At 48.0% G+C, this 15,388-nt stretch carries 16 protein-coding genes; all 16 read right to left on the reverse strand.

What is annotated here, in order from left to right; translation table 11 throughout:
- Nucleotides 1–18: 18 nt before the first annotated feature.
- The 16 genes from KGF65_RS14185 to KGF65_RS14260 all read right to left on the reverse strand — a co-directional run bounded on the left by KGF65_RS14185 (nt 19) and on the right by KGF65_RS14260 (nt 15,141).
- Complete coding sequence (locus KGF65_RS14185; protein WP_101873294.1) at nt 19–1,470, reverse strand: WxL domain-containing protein; 1,452 nt, start codon at nt 1,468–1,470, stop codon at nt 19–21.
- A gap of 6 nt (nt 1,471–1,476) precedes the next feature.
- Entirely contained in the window at nt 1,477–2,511 is a 1,035-nt protein-coding gene (locus tag KGF65_RS14190; protein ID WP_088771097.1) for a DUF916 and DUF3324 domain-containing protein, read from the reverse strand.
- Between the two features lie 57 nt (nt 2,512–2,568).
- Nucleotides 2,569–3,297, reverse strand: a complete 729-nt coding sequence (locus KGF65_RS14195; RefSeq protein ID WP_101873293.1) for a WxL domain-containing protein — start codon at nt 3,295–3,297, stop codon at nt 2,569–2,571.
- A 275-nt stretch (nt 3,298–3,572) separates the two neighbouring features.
- Nucleotides 3,573–4,235 carry a TrkA family potassium uptake protein gene (locus tag KGF65_RS14200; RefSeq protein WP_050338411.1) on the reverse strand — a complete coding sequence of 221 codons (663 nt, stop codon included), beginning with the start codon at nt 4,233–4,235 and terminating at the stop codon, nt 3,573–3,575.
- A gap of 30 nt (nt 4,236–4,265) precedes the next feature.
- Nucleotides 4,266–5,618: a TrkH family potassium uptake protein gene (locus KGF65_RS14205; protein WP_050338410.1), complete on the reverse strand. Its 1,353-nt coding sequence runs from the start codon at nt 5,616–5,618 to the stop codon at nt 4,266–4,268.
- A 1,179-nt stretch (nt 5,619–6,797) separates the two neighbouring features.
- The gene (mnmA, locus tag KGF65_RS14210) at nt 6,798–8,036 is read right to left on the reverse strand and encodes a tRNA 2-thiouridine(34) synthase MnmA (protein WP_301554305.1); all 1,239 of its coding nucleotides are present in this window, start codon (nt 8,034–8,036) and stop codon (nt 6,798–6,800) included.
- A gap of 3 nt (nt 8,037–8,039) precedes the next feature.
- The gene (locus KGF65_RS14215; RefSeq protein ID WP_003639063.1) at nt 8,040–8,381 is read right to left on the reverse strand and encodes a DUF1831 domain-containing protein; all 342 of its coding nucleotides are present in this window, start codon (nt 8,379–8,381) and stop codon (nt 8,040–8,042) included.
- A 12-nt stretch (nt 8,382–8,393) separates the two neighbouring features.
- Nucleotides 8,394–9,545, reverse strand: coding sequence for a cysteine desulfurase family protein (locus KGF65_RS14220; protein ID WP_050338408.1), 1,152 nt, complete (start codon nt 9,543–9,545; stop codon nt 8,394–8,396).
- A 156-nt stretch (nt 9,546–9,701) separates the two neighbouring features.
- Entirely contained in the window at nt 9,702–10,406 is a 705-nt protein-coding gene (locus KGF65_RS14225; RefSeq protein ID WP_050338407.1) for a 5'-methylthioadenosine/adenosylhomocysteine nucleosidase, read from the reverse strand.
- 20 nt (nt 10,407–10,426) lie between these two features.
- Nucleotides 10,427–10,678: a hypothetical protein gene (locus KGF65_RS14230; protein ID WP_050338406.1), complete on the reverse strand. Its 252-nt coding sequence runs from the start codon at nt 10,676–10,678 to the stop codon at nt 10,427–10,429.
- Nucleotides 10,678–11,232, reverse strand: coding sequence for an NUDIX hydrolase (locus tag KGF65_RS14235; RefSeq protein ID WP_050338405.1), 555 nt, complete (start codon nt 11,230–11,232; stop codon nt 10,678–10,680). The genes KGF65_RS14230 and KGF65_RS14235 overlap by 1 nt, the downstream gene beginning before the upstream one ends.
- Nucleotides 11,233–11,417: 185 nt before the next feature.
- Nucleotides 11,418–12,416 (reverse strand): diaminopimelate epimerase, encoded by a 999-nt coding sequence (dapF, locus tag KGF65_RS14240; protein WP_101873291.1) that lies wholly within the window; start codon nt 12,414–12,416, stop codon nt 11,418–11,420.
- 118 nt (nt 12,417–12,534) lie between these two features.
- The gene (locus KGF65_RS14245) at nt 12,535–12,933 is read right to left on the reverse strand and encodes a DUF3021 domain-containing protein (RefSeq protein ID WP_101873290.1); all 399 of its coding nucleotides are present in this window, start codon (nt 12,931–12,933) and stop codon (nt 12,535–12,537) included.
- Between the two features lie 9 nt (nt 12,934–12,942).
- Nucleotides 12,943–13,401 carry a LytTR family DNA-binding domain-containing protein gene (locus tag KGF65_RS14250; protein ID WP_105924009.1) on the reverse strand — a complete coding sequence of 153 codons (459 nt, stop codon included), beginning with the start codon at nt 13,399–13,401 and terminating at the stop codon, nt 12,943–12,945.
- A gap of 27 nt (nt 13,402–13,428) precedes the next feature.
- Complete coding sequence (locus tag KGF65_RS14255; protein ID WP_216748515.1) at nt 13,429–14,289, reverse strand: ABC transporter permease; 861 nt, start codon at nt 14,287–14,289, stop codon at nt 13,429–13,431.
- Nucleotides 14,290–15,141 carry an ABC transporter ATP-binding protein gene (locus tag KGF65_RS14260; protein ID WP_101874302.1) on the reverse strand — a complete coding sequence of 284 codons (852 nt, stop codon included), beginning with the start codon at nt 15,139–15,141 and terminating at the stop codon, nt 14,290–14,292.
- Nucleotides 15,142–15,388: the final 247 nt, after the last annotated feature.

The following is a 15,388-nucleotide window of genomic DNA, read 5'->3' on the forward strand; positions in this document are numbered from 1 at the left end:
AACAAGCTACCCTAAAATTCATGGTGCTGGAACCACTGCCAACGTCCAGGTAATGGTACTCTGATACTGTCCGGCTGAAGCTAACGGCGTTGCGGGTAAGGTCAAACTGCTTGGCGTTACATCAAAGGTTTGACTTTGACGTCCCGACTGGGTATAGACCGTCTGAGCAGTGCCATCCGCCACTAAACTTTGTGCCAGCTGGCCGTTCGTCGCCTTCAACTCAACTTGCGCGGTTCGAATGGCGGCACCACCAGTCGTCGCAAACGGGCTGAGACTCGCAAGTAACTGCCAATCCCCACCCACGGTTCGGTGATCGACAACGGCCAATTGCTGGTCGTTATTACCATCATATGTCGCACCGGTTGCAACGGACTGCTTGGCCAAAGCTAAGGTCGTTCCACGCGCAAGCGTATTCAGTGTGACCGTTCCAAAATTCAAATTAGGCACCGCCATCAGCGCTAACTGCCCACCAGACTTGACCGTTAAGCGGGCCGCATTAGTGGTGACCGTCTGAGGTTTGCCATTGACTGGATAACTCAAGCTCGCATAGTACGCCGTGCCATCATCATCCGCGTTCGTTGGTGTTTTAACCGTGTAACTCGTATCCGTCACATTCAAGGCAGTGGCTTTGCCGTTTTTGACACGGTACCAATTGGCAACCGTCACGCCCTCTGGTAACGCTGGCAAAGTAAATGTCGCTGGCGTGCCTTCAGTAACGGTCACGTCTTGTAGCGCACCAACTTGAATCTGAACACTGTCACTTAGACCATTAGAGGTACCCGTAATCGTGACTAAGCCATGATCATCGGCCAGCCCTGAGTTATCTTTGGCGACATCTGCAGCGATGACATTGCCGTAGTCATCCACAGAAGCTAAGGTTGGATCACTACTCTTCCACGTGACGGGATCCGTCGCAGTTTCGGGTGTCAGCGCGGCGTGAACCATTGTCTCGTCTGAATTATTCAGCAACTGTTCATCGCTGCTAACCTTAATACCAGTCGTCGGAACTCGTGACGGGGTTACCGTCACCTTTGCAATTTTTGACCAATAATCCGGAAAGGCCCCGATACCTGAGAAATCGTATTGAACTTGAAAATAAACCGGCGTCGTTGCCGTCACCTCGGGCGCGTTGTACGTGTAGGTCCGACTGTTCGTACCGACTTTTTGATAAGTCTGACCACCATCAGTTGATTGCCACCAAACGTATTTCCGACCACTGACTAGACTAGTCGCGGCTTCTAACGCACTGCGTTGGGCACGAACGGACAGCGTCACTGACTGACCACCAATCACATTACTATCGATGGGTTGTTGCGTAAAACCACCGGAAAGGTTCAAACCAACAATTGAAGTTGGCCGCGAAGTTGGTGGTTGCGGTGCCGTTTTGGCCGCTTCAACGACAGGAGTAAAATACCAGCAGACGAGTATGACGCTAAGTGTGAACCATACCCACCTAACCCATTTTTTCATCACGCCTCACTCCTTACGTGAACGCCGTTGACCGAACCAGTATGCCGCCATCAGCAAGGCTAACAGTCCGACTAGCGCTAAACTCCCCCATAACCACCAGTTCACTTTGTGTGGACCGACCAGTCGATGATTATGCTGACTGGCTCGTTGCGCAGTCAGGGTGAAGTTATGACTAAAGTTCCATACGCGTGTCCCGCTGGTTAAGTGCAGCTTCAATTGATAGTTACCGGCTGCTAACCGGTCAGATCCGAGCGCCACGTGGTAGTTAAACCAGCTATTTGGCGCCATTGAACCTGATTTCAGTCGTTGGGTTGCGACTGTCTTACGAGTTGCTCGGTCAATCACACGTGCTTGAATCGTCAACTGACCAAAAAGCGTTGGCGCCAGATTGCGCAGTTTGGCAAATAGAACTGGTTGACCATTGTCCGTTGTGACTTTAACTTGATCAAGCACCAGTTGGACGGGAATCGTTTCCTGTGGCTGACACCAGAGTGCAACCGCCGTCACTTCTGCGTAACGATTTTTCAAGACAAACCCTTGATCATTCGTTGGTTTAGTGGCACTAGCAGTTGGGTTGGTAACAAATAAGCCACCTAACACTTCACCTTTAAACCCATTTTTCGGAATCGTTACGGTGAAACCGACTGTCTTGGCCTGATGTGCAGCGAGCTGCACGGTGACCCCAGCTGAAGTCATGTCCTTAAACGTGGTGGTTGCCGATGGATCTTGCCGATTTGACGGCACATACGCAACACTACCAGCATCCGAAGTCGTGGCGTTCACCGGCGTCACTTCAAGGGTAATTGCCGATTTACTGGGATTGCTAACGGATACTTTCAGCTCCCGCGTACTTCCCGGCGTTACTTTTAAATTAAAATACCCGGCTTGTTTATCGAGCTGGTCTTTGGGCAGTAGAGGTGTCAACACAAAACCTGACGCGGGAGTGCTCGTCGCTGCATGGATTGGTTGCATTCCCAAGAGACCACCAAGCATTAACGCCAGCACTAACACCCACCACTGACTGATTTTTTTAAACCACATATCAACACCTCCCACGACTCATTGACTCATGTGACCTGTTAAGAAAGCACTAACTGACTACGAAGCGGCCTTAGGTGCAGCGGCAGCGGCTGGCGCATTTTGTAGCGTCCAGTAGAGCGTCGCGGAATACGTCCCGGCCGAAACGTTGCTTTGCTTTGCAACTTGTAAGTTACTACTTGTGGCTGTTGTGGCGGTGTTGTCACCTTCACCAGTAGCAGCACTGGCGCTCCATAACGTTGCTGGGCTTGCGACCCAACCATTCGTGACCGTCGATTGACTCAAACTCAGTGCGGACGGTGCTGACGTATCCGTATTGTCGACCGTCCCCTTTGTCATATTCAAATTCAGAGTCGCCGTATCAATGGTTGCGGCACCGGCACTGAATGGTCCCATTCCGACCGTCAAACTCCAACCAGCATGGTTACCACGATAATCGCTGATATTCAGATTGCCACGCCCATTACCATCGTACCCGGCACCACCTGAAGTGTTACCACTGGTTGCGTTCAAGGTCGTCGGACCCGAGGCAATGTTCTTGACGTTAGTTGAACCGAGTGCGATATTTGGCACGGCATTCAACGTTAATTCACCAGGCATTACTGTAAATTGGGCGTTAGATAACGCTTCAGCATTGCCAGTACTATCCGCAACGTAACCGGTGGAAACGGTCGTTAAGTTGCCATCCGCCGTTCCAGGTCCAGCAGCAAAGGCCGCCAGTGGCATTAACGCCAGTGATAGTAGGGTGACCCCACTACTAAGACCGGTCATCACTTTAAAAGTTCGCATGTTACTTCCTCCATTTCTCTCTTGACCAAATTGAATTGTTGTATCATTTTACTAATGACTTTATGATTACGCTTTCACCGTCCTCTTCCCCTGACGCCATCATCAGTTTAGCATGTACAAGCAACGAAAGAGTTGGTAAAATCTTGATTCATTAAGTTTCCGTATCAACAACTTTTCCGTCCTACCGCATGCTCGCGCAAGTTCTAAACGGGTTCCACGACAAAAAAGTCCGTCAAGGCAGAATTGTCTCGACGAACTTAACTTGATTAATTCAATTATTTTTTTAACGCGTCATCCAGCGCATTAACGCTCTTGATGGAACCGACAACGGTAATCACGTCATGCAACGCCATCATGTCCGTTGGCTTCGGCGAAACGTTGATTTCCTTGCCATGCTTGATGGCAATCACGGTCAGACCGAATCGCTGCCGAATATTCAGGTCAATCAAATTTTGATTAACAAAGTTTGGATCAGTAATTTCGATTGCCGCCAACGTGTACTCATCACTTAAATCAATGAAATTGAGAATGTGATTGGACAACAGTTTGCGGACCACACTCTGACCCATGTCACGCTCTGGGAAGATGACCTGATCGGCACCGACCCGTTCGAGCACCCGGCCTTGGTCGCTAGTCTCGGCCTTGGCAATCACTTTTTTGGCCCCCTGCTCCTTACTCAACATCGTCGTTAGGATACTGGCTTCCATATTATTACCGATTCCGATAATGACGTAATCAAACGATTCCACGTTCAAGTCGCGCAACACTTCTTCATCACGAGTATCCGCAATCATGGTCTGCGTCGCAACATCCATCAATTCATTGACCGGCTCTTCCTTAATATCCACGGCTAACACATCCTGATGTTCAGCCACCAGTGTCCGGACAACCGCTTCACCAAAGCGTCCGAGTCCAAACACCGCAAAACTTTTTCTCATGTCGTCCTCCTTATCATTGCACGATTCACGCTACCCAATTAAGATGTTTTCAGCCGGATAACGAATCACGTTGACTCTAGCCTGACGTTTCGAAAGGGCGTACAACGACGTGAAAATTCCGACCCGCCCAATAAACATCAGCATCATAATGATAATTTTACCAATCACACTCAGGTTCGGCGTTAGTCCTAAGCTCAATCCAACCGTCCCAAAGGCGGACAAGGCTTCGAAGAGCACGTACTCCAGCCCAAAGCCCTTCGGAATACGTTCCGTCTGCGTTAGAATCAAAGTTGCGACCGTTAGCACGACACTGGCCAGAAAAATCAACATCAGTGCCCGGCTAATATTCTCCTGACTAAAGCGGCGATGACTAAATTCCACATCTTCACGACCCCGTAGCTGGGCAATACTTTGAAACATCAACACGCCAAATGTCGTCGTTTTGATCCCCCCAGCCGTTGAACCGGGTGTTCCACCGACAAACATCAAGATCATGATGACAAATAAACTCCCTGCCTGCAGTCCCTGCGTCGGCATCGTAATCAGTCCCGCCGTTCGCGGTGTCACACTCAAAAACAGGGTATTGATCGTGCGGTTAAACCACGACGTCCCCGCTGGCAGCAGTTTTAAATCCCGTTCCGTCACGAGTAGCACCGCAAACCCAATCACGAACAAACTAATGGTCGTTAGCAACGTCAACTTTGAATTCAACGTCAACCGTTTACGAACGTGGAATAACAACAAGTCACGCCAGACTAAGAAGCCCAGTCCACCGGCGATAATCAAAATCATCGTCACAATCAGCACGTAAGGGTCGTTGCGAAAACTTTGTAGGCTGTTCCCAAAGACATCGAAACCAGCGTTACAAAATGACATCACGGCATGATACATCGCCGTATATAAGCCATGCCGCCAGCCAAATCGGGGCACGAAATCTATGGCCAGAAGTCCGAGCCCACCGAGTTGAAACAGCAGCGACAAACCGACGACATATTTCATCACACTCTTGGTATCACTGAGACTTTCCAAGTTAAGTGACGCTTTGACCATCAGTTGAGTGGACAACCCAATTTGACGGCGCATGATATTAAAAAGCAATACGGCAAATGTCATATAACCGAGGGCGCCGATTTCTGATAGGGCTAAAATCACTAATTGCCCAAAAGTGCTCCAATGTGCGGCAGTATTGACGACCGTCAACCCGGTAATACAGGTCGCGGAAGCTGCCGTGAACACCACATCGATCAATGACGTGTGCACACCAGCTGGCGTCGCCCATGGCAAACTTAATAACCCCGTTCCAATCATAATTAAAATGATGAATCCCGCCACCATCTTCTTAGAAAGGGTATCAAAAAGTCTTAGATGTGCTAATTTCTTCATACTAACTAACTTCTCCTTCACGATTCCAGCAGCAACACTGAAACCTCACTCCATTTAGCTTAATCAACCCCAGTCAGAATTGCAACCCGCAGTTTTTAATTCGCGAACACCTAATAGACCACTCGTTATGTTAGTTGATTTGTGTCATGAATCATGATTAAATCATGACAATTCTTAAGTTCAAAAGTAGCCAGCTGAGACCCGCTGGAAACAAAGCGAGTTACCGTAAACTTGCAGCGAATCTACGTCCTATGCCGGCTTACCGGTATTTCTGACAACGCTGGAACGCGATGGACACAGATTTAAGCCGACAACCCGCGTCTTAAATACTGGTCTTTTACGTTCTATGCAACATTGCCGAAATGTGCTCGGGTCAGACTGGGACTTCCGGTTAGCTACGCCAGAACGCCAAGCGGGAATGCGCCGCTTAACGCTCTAGCTAGGCTAATCCTCAGTCCCAACCCGTCTGAACCTCACACTCTAGAAGCCGCTGAGCATTGTCAGAAACACCTTCCAGCCTGGATTCCATTCGAAAGGCGGCATTTGCGGACTCAACTTTAGAACGACTGGTCATTGATTCGTAATAAACGGTACGTCTGTGATCTAACTGTCAGATTTGTTTTGATTTCCATTGCCCCATGCCTCGTTTGTCCATTGTTTGGCGTCCTCTCTACAGGAGTGGCAAAAATGCTAGCTCTTACAAGTTGAATCTTCGAGTCAGACTGAATATGAACCACCACCTCAATGGCTAGGAATCATTACTCCTGGCTCACAGTTAGCCTGAAGGACCAGGCATCTAATGTTCGGTGATCAATTGTACCAGAATAGGTGGTCGTTCATCCGCCATTCGAGCGGTTTCCCGACTGGAGGGGCCGGATGACAATGCTCAGTAGCCAAATTATTCTTAGCTGGAAGTGGGCTGCTTCCGGCTTAGAATAAAACTCGTATTTGAAATTACGCAGTGGTCTTCTGCGTGAGTTCAAATCGACGTCGGCTGCGTTCCAGCAATTGTCAGCCGGCCCCGGAAGTCGGAATAAGGCGCGCATCGGCTGACGGACAGTAAACCAACCCGCATTCTTTAATCATTTTTAATGCTAAAAAATAACCAGCACAACGCGTAAAAGCCCATTAGTAAGCATTGAGCTAACTAATGGGCTTCAACTGAACAGATAATTGCTGTTAGACGTACTGTAAGACGCGTTCGTCATTGTAAGCCGCGTCAATCATACCAGAGCCAAGGCACTCTTCGCCGTTATAGAAGACGACTGCCTGACCAGGGGTAATTGCGCGTACGGGTTCGTCAAACGTCACCGTAACTTCCGTGTGGTCGTCATTGAAATGCACCGTCACACCGGAGTCTTTTTGACGGTAACGGAACTTGGCCGTCACGTGGAAGTCGTTGCCGAGATCCTCGTCAGTAACGAAGTGCAAGTCGGACGCCTTCAAATGAGTCGCATATAGGTGTGGATTGTGGTAACCCTTGCCGACGTAGAGAATATTCTGCTTGAGGTCCTTACCAATCACGAACCATGGCTCGTTATCCTCACCATCGCCACCAATACCGAGTCCCCGACGCTGACCGATCGTATAGTACATCAAACCGGCATGCTCGCCTTTAACTTGACCATCAAACGTCATCATCTTACCGGGAGTCGCGGGTAAGTAATGGCCCAAGAATTCCTTGAAGTTCTTCTCGCCGATGAAGCAGATACCAACGGAATCCTTCTTCTTAGCCGTTGCCAAACCAGCGTTTAGCGCTAGCTTCCGTACATCCGGCTTAATCATCTCGCCAAGTGGGAACATGACCTTTTGTAAGGTCTTGGAATCCAACTGGCTCAAGAAATAAGTTTGGTCCTTATTGCTATCAACGCCCCGTAATAAGTGCATCGTGCCATCTTCGTCATGCTGCAAACGCGCGTAGTGGCCGGTTGCGATGTAGTCCGCACCTAAATCCATGGCGTAATCTAGAAACGCCTTAAACTTAATTTCCTTGTTGCAAATGACATCAGGGTTAGGCGTGCGGCCCTTTTTGTATTCATCTAAGAAATACGTGAAGACCCGGTCCCAATATTCCTTCTCAAAGTTAATTGAGTAGTAAGGAATCCCAATTTTGTCGGCAACTTTTGCCACGTCTTTATAGTCCTCGGTCGCGGTACAGACACCATTTTCATCCGTATCGTCCCAATTCTTCATAAAGACGCCCACCACGTCATAGCCTTGCTGCTTTAAGAGCAGTGCCACAACGGATGAATCAACACCACCACTCATGCCGACAACGACACGCGTGTTACTGTGATCAGTCATACTTTTCACCATCATTTCCAAAAGATTCTGGAGAATCCACGATTTGAAGGTCGTACAAGTCCAGTAAGTACCATTATAACAAAGAAAACGCCGGCTGCAAGCCAGGCGTTTCATTAATTAGCCCTCAGTGAGGACGTCCCGCTCAATAAAGTTGGCGAGAATATAGCGTAATTGTTCAACGGCTTCCGGATGCGCGTCATTTTTAAAAATATTGACGCGTTGAACGCCGTTACCGGTGACCGTTGTCATTTTAAAACCGGTTAAATCGGCATTGACCGTCACCTTTAATTTAAAGGCTGCTTGGTATGGCGATGTCGGATCCAATGACCGTTCAAAACTGAACGCACCTGACCGTCCCTTCACGAAGCCCAGGTCTAGCAATGTGTATTTCTTAACCGTTGCACTTAAGGTATAGGATGTCGTATCACCATCTAATTGAACCGTTTTTGTATAAGCCATTTGATGGGCCCCCTATTTCTTTAATAATCGTTGGGTCGTCTTCGTCAATACATCGATAAACTGGTCTAAGTCAGCCTTCGTCGTATAGCGCCCAAAACTAAGGCGAATTGATTCCGTGACCCGTGGAGAATCTTCACCAAACATTGCAATCAAGACGTGGGAAGGTTCCAGACTGCCCGCGGTACATGCGGACCCGCCAGATACGGCCACGCCACCCAAATCTAAGTTCGTTTGCATCGTATACGTTGAAATCCCTTTGATCCAGAGATTCAACACGTGCTGCAAGTTGTTCTCTCCGAGTGAACCGTTGACTTCAAAATCAACCCCGTTGGCCGTCAATTGGTCCACAACATACTGCTTGAAGTCCCGATATTTAGCCTGTCGGTGTGCTTTTTCTTCAGTCGTCAATTCTTGAACCGCCGTCGCAAAACCAGCGATTGCTGGCACATTTTCAGTCCCAGCACGGCGCTTATCTTCCTGCTCGCCACCTTTGACGAAGCTTGGAAAGTTGACGCCATTACGTTTATATAAGAAGCCGAGAAACTTAGGACCGTTGATCTTATGCGCTGACGTCGATAACATGTCGATGTGGTCACGCTCAACGTCAATATCTAACAAACCATAAGCTTGAACGGCATCCGTATGGAACCACGCTTGATGATCCTTCAGCAACATCCCGATTTCGTGAATCGGCATCTGTGAACCGACCTCGTTGTTCCCCGTCATGATTGAGACCAAGATCGTATCTGGTCGCAACGCCGCCTTCAAGTCGTCCAAACTGATTTGGCCTTGCTCATTGACGGGCAAATAAGTAATTTCAAAGCCGTGTTCTGCCAGAAAAGCCGTCGACTTTAAAATTGCTTGGTGTTCGATCGCCGTTGTGATAATATGCTTACCTAAATGTTGCCGGGTCCAGGCCGTCTGCATGATCGCCGTATTATCACTCTCAGTCCCACCACTGGTGAAAATAATATCATCGTCGGGGGCATTGATACTCTGGGCAATGACGTGCCGGCTATCATCCAATACTTGCCGTGCAGCCCGTCCAAAAGCATGGGTGCTAGAGGCGTTTCCGAACGTTTGCGTCATTTGCTCAGTCATCGTCTGAACCACCGAAGCAGCCATCGGCGTGGTGGCCGCATTGTCTAGGTACACTTGCTTCATGTCGTCATACTTCCTTCTAAAAAATCTTCATTTACTTCCTATCGTAACCAGTCCACAGTTAATTGCCATTCAGCTGTCGTCCTACCACTGGCACCGTGCGTGAATCTGGTCACGCGTCTATCGCGTGCCGTCGTGTTGGACAAGGTTACTCTCGTATTAATCTGTGGCTTGGTCTTGTGCCGCAAAGAGGGCCAATAACATGGCTGCTGATTGTTTACCCGCTTCTAGAATAAATTCGTCAAAACTGACACCGGCGTTTTCATCACCAACATCTGACATTGCCCGAATCACCACGTAAGGTGTCTTGAATTGATGGCAGGCTTGACCAATCGCAGCGCCTTCCATTTCACTGGACAGTGCGTCTGGAAAATGTGCCAAGATCTTATCCGTCGCCGCTTTTCCAGCAATGAATTGGTCTCCGGAAACAATCAAACCAGTCTTGGCATTCAAACCAGTAGCGGTTGCTGCTGCCATGATTTGTTTGACCCAGTTGGCATCCGTTTCGTAATATAGTGGTTGTTGTGGTAACTGGCCGTACTCGTAATCAAAGGCCGTCGCATCGACATCATGGTAAGCCGTGGCACTGGCCACAACGACGTCTCCGACATGCAAACCAGCACCGATTCCGCCAGCTGAACCTGAGTTGATAACGACATCCACGTCAAAGTTCGTAATCATCAACGCTGTCGTCATTCCGGCTTGAACTTTACCGATACCTGACTGCACTAAGACAACTTCTTGGTGGTCGATCGTCCCATCATAAAACGTGATGTCTTTGATTGGCACGACCCGTTCGTCTTGCAGTGCCTCCCGCAAAGTTTTGAGTTCCTCTTCCATGGCACAAATAATTCCAAATTTCATGTTGCGCTAACCCCTACTTTCTATGGTGTTAAAAATAAAATTAAAAAGACAATGATAATGCCTAGTATTAGTCCAGCAATCACCCAATTGAGCTTCCGTGCCAAGCGTTTGGTCTTTACTTCTTCCAGTGCACGATTATTTTCGGCCGCATAAGCCTGACGCGACGAACTGCTCGTCTCTGGCTCTGAAGGTTGTGTTGGTTCATCGTCTTCAACTGGTTGCCGGCGTTGCTGCCGGTATTGCTGTCGGGTGACACGTTCGTCATCAGCCACTATGCTTCAACTCCTAACTCGGGGTGACTTTGCCAGTACCAAATCGCCATCACTGTTTTCGCATCCTGGATTTGTCCGGTCTGCACTTGTTCGACGGCGGTAGCCAAATCCAGCTTAATTAGCCCAATTTGTTCATCAGGGTCTTGTGGTAGCTCTGTCGCAACGGCTGTTAAACCGGTCGCCACGTACAATTTCATAAATTCATCGGTAAACCCAGGTGAGGTATAAAATTGGGCGACCGCTTCTAATCGGCTGGCGGTCAGTCGGGTCTCTTCATTGAGCTCCCGTGCGGCTGCTTGGTCCATCGTTTCGCCGGCTTCGACCTTGCCAGCCGGGATTTCAAGCGTTAAGCCACCCGTTGCCGCTCGCCACTGCCGTTCAACGATCATTTGGCGTTCTGCCGTAATCATTAGCATCGCGACCGCTGGCTGGTGCCGCACGATTTCGCGAGTCGCCGTCGTTTGGTCTGGCAACGTGACTTCTTGACGTTCAACTTGCACGAGTCCACCTTGATAGACCGTTTTGCGACTTTGAACGCGTTCTTCAAATGTCATCACTCAAGCACCCCTTTCAGTGTCTGCTCTCTCAATAAGGATACCGATTTTTAGGACCGAATGCAATTTTCAGTCGATCGATTACGATAATTTTAACGAACCGCATAAAAAATGACCCAACGAGCGGTCGTGACTGCTGGTCAGGTCATGGTTCCAGTTCATCAATTCGCGGTCGTGATGACCCGTTACACTTGTGCTAAATTCGACACAAAGTCTTCGTACGCAGCTTGTTCGCCGGTTTCGGTCGCAGTCGCCGTACTGTAATCTCCACGTAAGGCTTCCTCAAGTGGCAAGGTGACGATGCGAACAAAGGTGGCATTGCCAATCAGTTCCATCCAGTATTCTTCATCGGCACCTTGATGAACGACTGTCTTGACCATCCCACCAGGATTAGTAACTTGAATTTCTTGGTTGAAATCAGTACTTTCTTGATGCAATAAGACGTACATTAATGAAGATGCAGACATCGCAGTCCCACAAGCATTCGTAAAGCCAACGCCGCGTTCAAAGGTCCGCACAAAAATTGAGTTAGCGCCTAAGACTTCGACAAAGCTGACGTTCACGCCATCAGGAAAGATGCTGTTCTTGCCATCATTCATCCAGGCACCGATTCGTCCTAATTCAGGACCAACTAAAGTCTCGTGGTCAACAAATGCAATCAAATGTGGATTAGGTACAGCAACCGCTGAAAACTTCAAATCTTCAGATAGTGCTGGAATCTTCTCGTTGATAATCGTCGCCGCGTCATGGTTGGCGTGCATACCTAAAGTTTGCGCGTCAAATGAGACAGGTGAGATTTCAACACTGTATGCAGGCACATGAGCGGCAAAGTCAGCAACGGCCTGTACTTTTAAGTCCGCATACATGGTCTGGACCCGAAAATCTTCGACACTATTTTGGGTTCCCAAGTAGCGTGCCACCGTCCGTAGACCATTGCCACACATGCTAGCCTCGGTGCCGTCTGCGTTAATGACCCGCATGCGACCAAGGACTTGCGAATGTTCAGATTTATCGACGACTAACACGCCATCGGCACCATCATATAAACCGGCGCCGTCCCGCTTACAAACGTTAATTGCCAATTGCTTCAAATCCGCATCAGATAACGGTGCTTGAAATTGCGTTTGATCTGATAAATAAAAATCGTTCCCAGAACCGTGTACCTTGATCATTTTCACAGCCATCAACATCCTATCTATATAATCTTAATCCTAAATTAAACTACTTCATTATCATACTGACTTTTTCATGAAAATTCAATTCCAAAGGACCAATTCTCATGAAACCTGGTGATTAACCCTGCTAGTCTTGGTGTTGGTTCAAATTTTTTTGTCGTTCATCCAAGGCCTGATTGATTTTAGTGACTTCTAAAAACTGATAAAACCGGACGATTCCCCACAAAATCAGATAGCAGCCTAAAAACAGGCCCCAGAAGCTAGCAGTGTGCCAGTGATTAAACCAAATCGTACTAATGGTTAACCCAAATGTACCCAGCAAATGCAGTCCTAATGCCACTAAATATGACAGCCGGTCCAGTTCAAACAAGTCTGTTAGCAGTCCAATCAACGCACTCATGATTAAGACACTCACAACATTCCTCATTGTAGGATGCGTGGGCTGAATATTGAGTGCAATAATGACCAAATAGGCAACTGCGCCGTAACCACACCCAATCATCATTCGTTGTAAGCTTACTTTCATGGCTGCCCCCTATATTCCTAGGCTTTTCATCAGCGTCTTCACATATTTACGGCTGACCTCAGTCCTGATCTGATTCGTGAGGACCGCAGTCATATTACCAGAAAAACTATCACTCAGGCTCAATAAATGGTTCAAATTCAAAAATGCGTGTTTCGAGACCTGCACAAAATCCAGATTGGCCAGTCGTTGCCGCAAATGGCTAAGCGGTTCTTTGGACTGAATGAGATGTGCGGTCGTATAGACCAGAAGTTGCCCTTGTTGAACATCCGCCATAATAATATCGGCAGTCTTCACCATCATCAGTTGCTCGCTGGTCTTCAACGGGATAATAGTTGGATGTGCAGTTTGGAACTGGTCAATATACAGCATCAAGGCTTGTACTGGTTCACCTAGTTGAGACGCTTTAACCAGTACTTCTATCTGAGATGGCGCCAGTTGTTCATCTCGTTCAAATTGACTGTGAACCACATTGACCACCCTCCCATTGATAAAGCTTTACCGTCGCCATTGTAATTGTTGTCGCCAAACCGGAATCAGCACCAGTAACAAGCAACTGACCAAGATATAGCATATTATCTGATAGGTCTGTGAGGCTGTCAACAAACCCGACCAGTTGATACGGACACCCATCAATCGCTCAAAATCGTTTTGGGCAATGCTGATATGAGCAAAAACAGTATTTAAGGTGTCATTCATTAGTATCTGACGATACAGCGATGCCGCGTAACTTTCAGGCGTTAATTTGACTAAGGTCTGAGCTGTAGTTGGAAGCGAACCAACCGGTAGATACAGCCCAACCAGAAAGCCCGTCGTGGTGCCAATAATGGTCGCAAGTTTGCCAAAATTATCGATGGTATGAATACGGGCGATAATCAGTGCATTCACGACCGTCGCCAAACCCGCACTTATCATCATTAGGCCAACAACATCCAGCAACTGTGCCCCGCTAAACCTAAGACCATCAGTAAAACTAAAATAGCCCCACATGCCAGCGAACATGGCTAGTTGCATGACAATACCGACAATGGTCGCACTCACCAAATAACTTAATTCCAATCTGACTGGTCCCACATCCGTGAGCAATAAATCCCGGTCAACCTGGCGCTCACGGTCTGAGACGAGCTGGCCCAAACCAGCTAATGTCGTTGAGATGCCAGTCAAGACCAGAATACCGGCAATCAACCAACTATCCAATAACTGATTTGTTTGTGGGAGCTGTGACCATTCTCGGTGCATTCCGGCTTTAAGAAATACTAAATACAGAACAAACGCAATTCCCGCGCTTAACAGTGACAACAGAACGCCACTGTGATTTCGAAAATAGAGCCGACAGTTGCGTTTAATCAAAGCAAGCATTTAAGTCAACTCCTTTCCGGTCAAGGCCATAAAAGCATCGTTCAACGAGCTAGGGCGATACTCGAAATCAAGCAAATTTGGCTGGCAGATTGTCAAAATCTGTATTGCAGATGCCATATCGGTCGGTAGACAAATCACTTGATTGCCAGTAACGTGAAACTCGGTCTGTACCAAAGTTGCCAGCACAGTAGGTTGTGCGTTGGGTGCCACCGCCAAGACCAATTGTGGTCGGCCATAACGTTGCTTGATTTCAGCAGCTGACCCATGTGAACAAACACGGCCATTTGTCATAATATAAACATTATCAGCGGTGTCGGCTTCATCCAAGTAATGTGTCGTCAGGACAATTGTCAATCCCTCTCGTTGTTGCAAATCATGCAATAATTGCCAAATTACCGTTCTTGTTTGAATATCCAGCCCAGTAGTTGGTTCATCCAAGAACAGAATTTCAGGATGATTGAGTAAGGCCCGTGCAATATCGACTCGCCGTTTCTGACCTCCGGAAAGTGTGCCGTATCGCTGTTGAAAAAAGCTGGTCAAACCAAATTGTACCCGTAGTTCTGCGACTCGTTGCTTGGGAACATCACGGTATTGTTGGGCACGTAATCGTAAATTTTCTTCAACTGTCAGGGCATCATCCAGCACACTGCCTTGAAAGACAACGCCTGGCTGACGAGTGCGATTCATCTCAACGGTTCCAGCAGTCGGTGTTAACTGACCAATCAGCAACTTGATCAACGTACTTTTGCCCGCACCATTCGGCCCTAGAATGGCAGTCATACGACCCGCTTTAATTTTCAGGTTAATATCATTGACCGCAACGTGTTGCTTGTATACCTTTGTTAAATGCATCGTCGCAAGTAATACCACAATGACCACCTCCCATTTAAATACCGTCAGCTTACACACTAAATACAGATTTGTCTCGTCTTTTTAGCTAAGTCGTCAACTATACCGGCTAAGTGGTCAAATTTCAGTCATAACCGTCAGCACCATCTAGTCGCCTAACGATTGGATTAGCATACTGGCCCATAACGCAACGGCACGATTGAACTAACCCAGGTGCCGGCAGAAAGCAGTCAGTTTCACCCCACGTCCC

Origin of the sequence: Lactiplantibacillus sp. 30.2.29, from assembly GCF_018991255.1 — a bacterium.
Taxonomy (GTDB): domain Bacteria; phylum Bacillota; class Bacilli; order Lactobacillales; family Lactobacillaceae; genus Lactiplantibacillus; species Lactiplantibacillus pentosus.

Coding starts and splice junctions, on each gene's coding strand:
- KGF65_RS14185 (WP_101873294.1), bottom strand. CDS start 1,470: ATGAAAAAATGGGTTAGGTGGGTATGGTTCACACTTAGCGTCATACTC.
- KGF65_RS14190 (WP_088771097.1), bottom strand. CDS start 2,511: ATGTGGTTTAAAAAAATCAGTCAGTGGTGGGTGTTAGTGCTGGCGTTA.
- KGF65_RS14195 (WP_101873293.1), bottom strand. CDS start 3,297: ATGCGAACTTTTAAAGTGATGACCGGTCTTAGTAGTGGGGTCACCCTA.
- KGF65_RS14200 (WP_050338411.1), bottom strand. CDS start 4,235: ATGAGAAAAAGTTTTGCGGTGTTTGGACTCGGACGCTTTGGTGAAGCG.
- KGF65_RS14205 (WP_050338410.1), bottom strand. CDS start 5,618: ATGAAGAAATTAGCACATCTAAGACTTTTTGATACCCTTTCTAAGAAG.
- mnmA (WP_301554305.1), bottom strand. CDS start 8,036: ATGAAACGCCTGGCTTGCAGCCGGCGTTTTCTTTGTTATAATGGTACT.
- KGF65_RS14215 (WP_003639063.1), bottom strand. CDS start 8,381: ATGGCTTATACAAAAACGGTTCAATTAGATGGTGATACGACATCCTAT.
- KGF65_RS14220 (WP_050338408.1), bottom strand. CDS start 9,545: ATGAAGCAAGTGTACCTAGACAATGCGGCCACCACGCCGATGGCTGCT.
- KGF65_RS14225 (WP_050338407.1), bottom strand. CDS start 10,406: ATGAAATTTGGAATTATTTGTGCCATGGAAGAGGAACTCAAAACTTTG.
- KGF65_RS14235 (WP_050338405.1), bottom strand. CDS start 11,232: ATGACATTTGAAGAACGCGTTCAAAGTCGCAAAACGGTCTATCAAGGT.
- dapF (WP_101873291.1), bottom strand. CDS start 12,416: ATGGCTGTGAAAATGATCAAGGTACACGGTTCTGGGAACGATTTTTAT.
- KGF65_RS14245 (WP_101873290.1), bottom strand. CDS start 12,933: ATGAAAGTAAGCTTACAACGAATGATGATTGGGTGTGGTTACGGCGCA.
- KGF65_RS14255 (WP_216748515.1), bottom strand. CDS start 14,289: ATGCTTGCTTTGATTAAACGCAACTGTCGGCTCTATTTTCGAAATCAC.
- KGF65_RS14260 (WP_101874302.1), bottom strand. CDS start 15,141: ATGCATTTAACAAAGGTATACAAGCAACACGTTGCGGTCAATGATATT.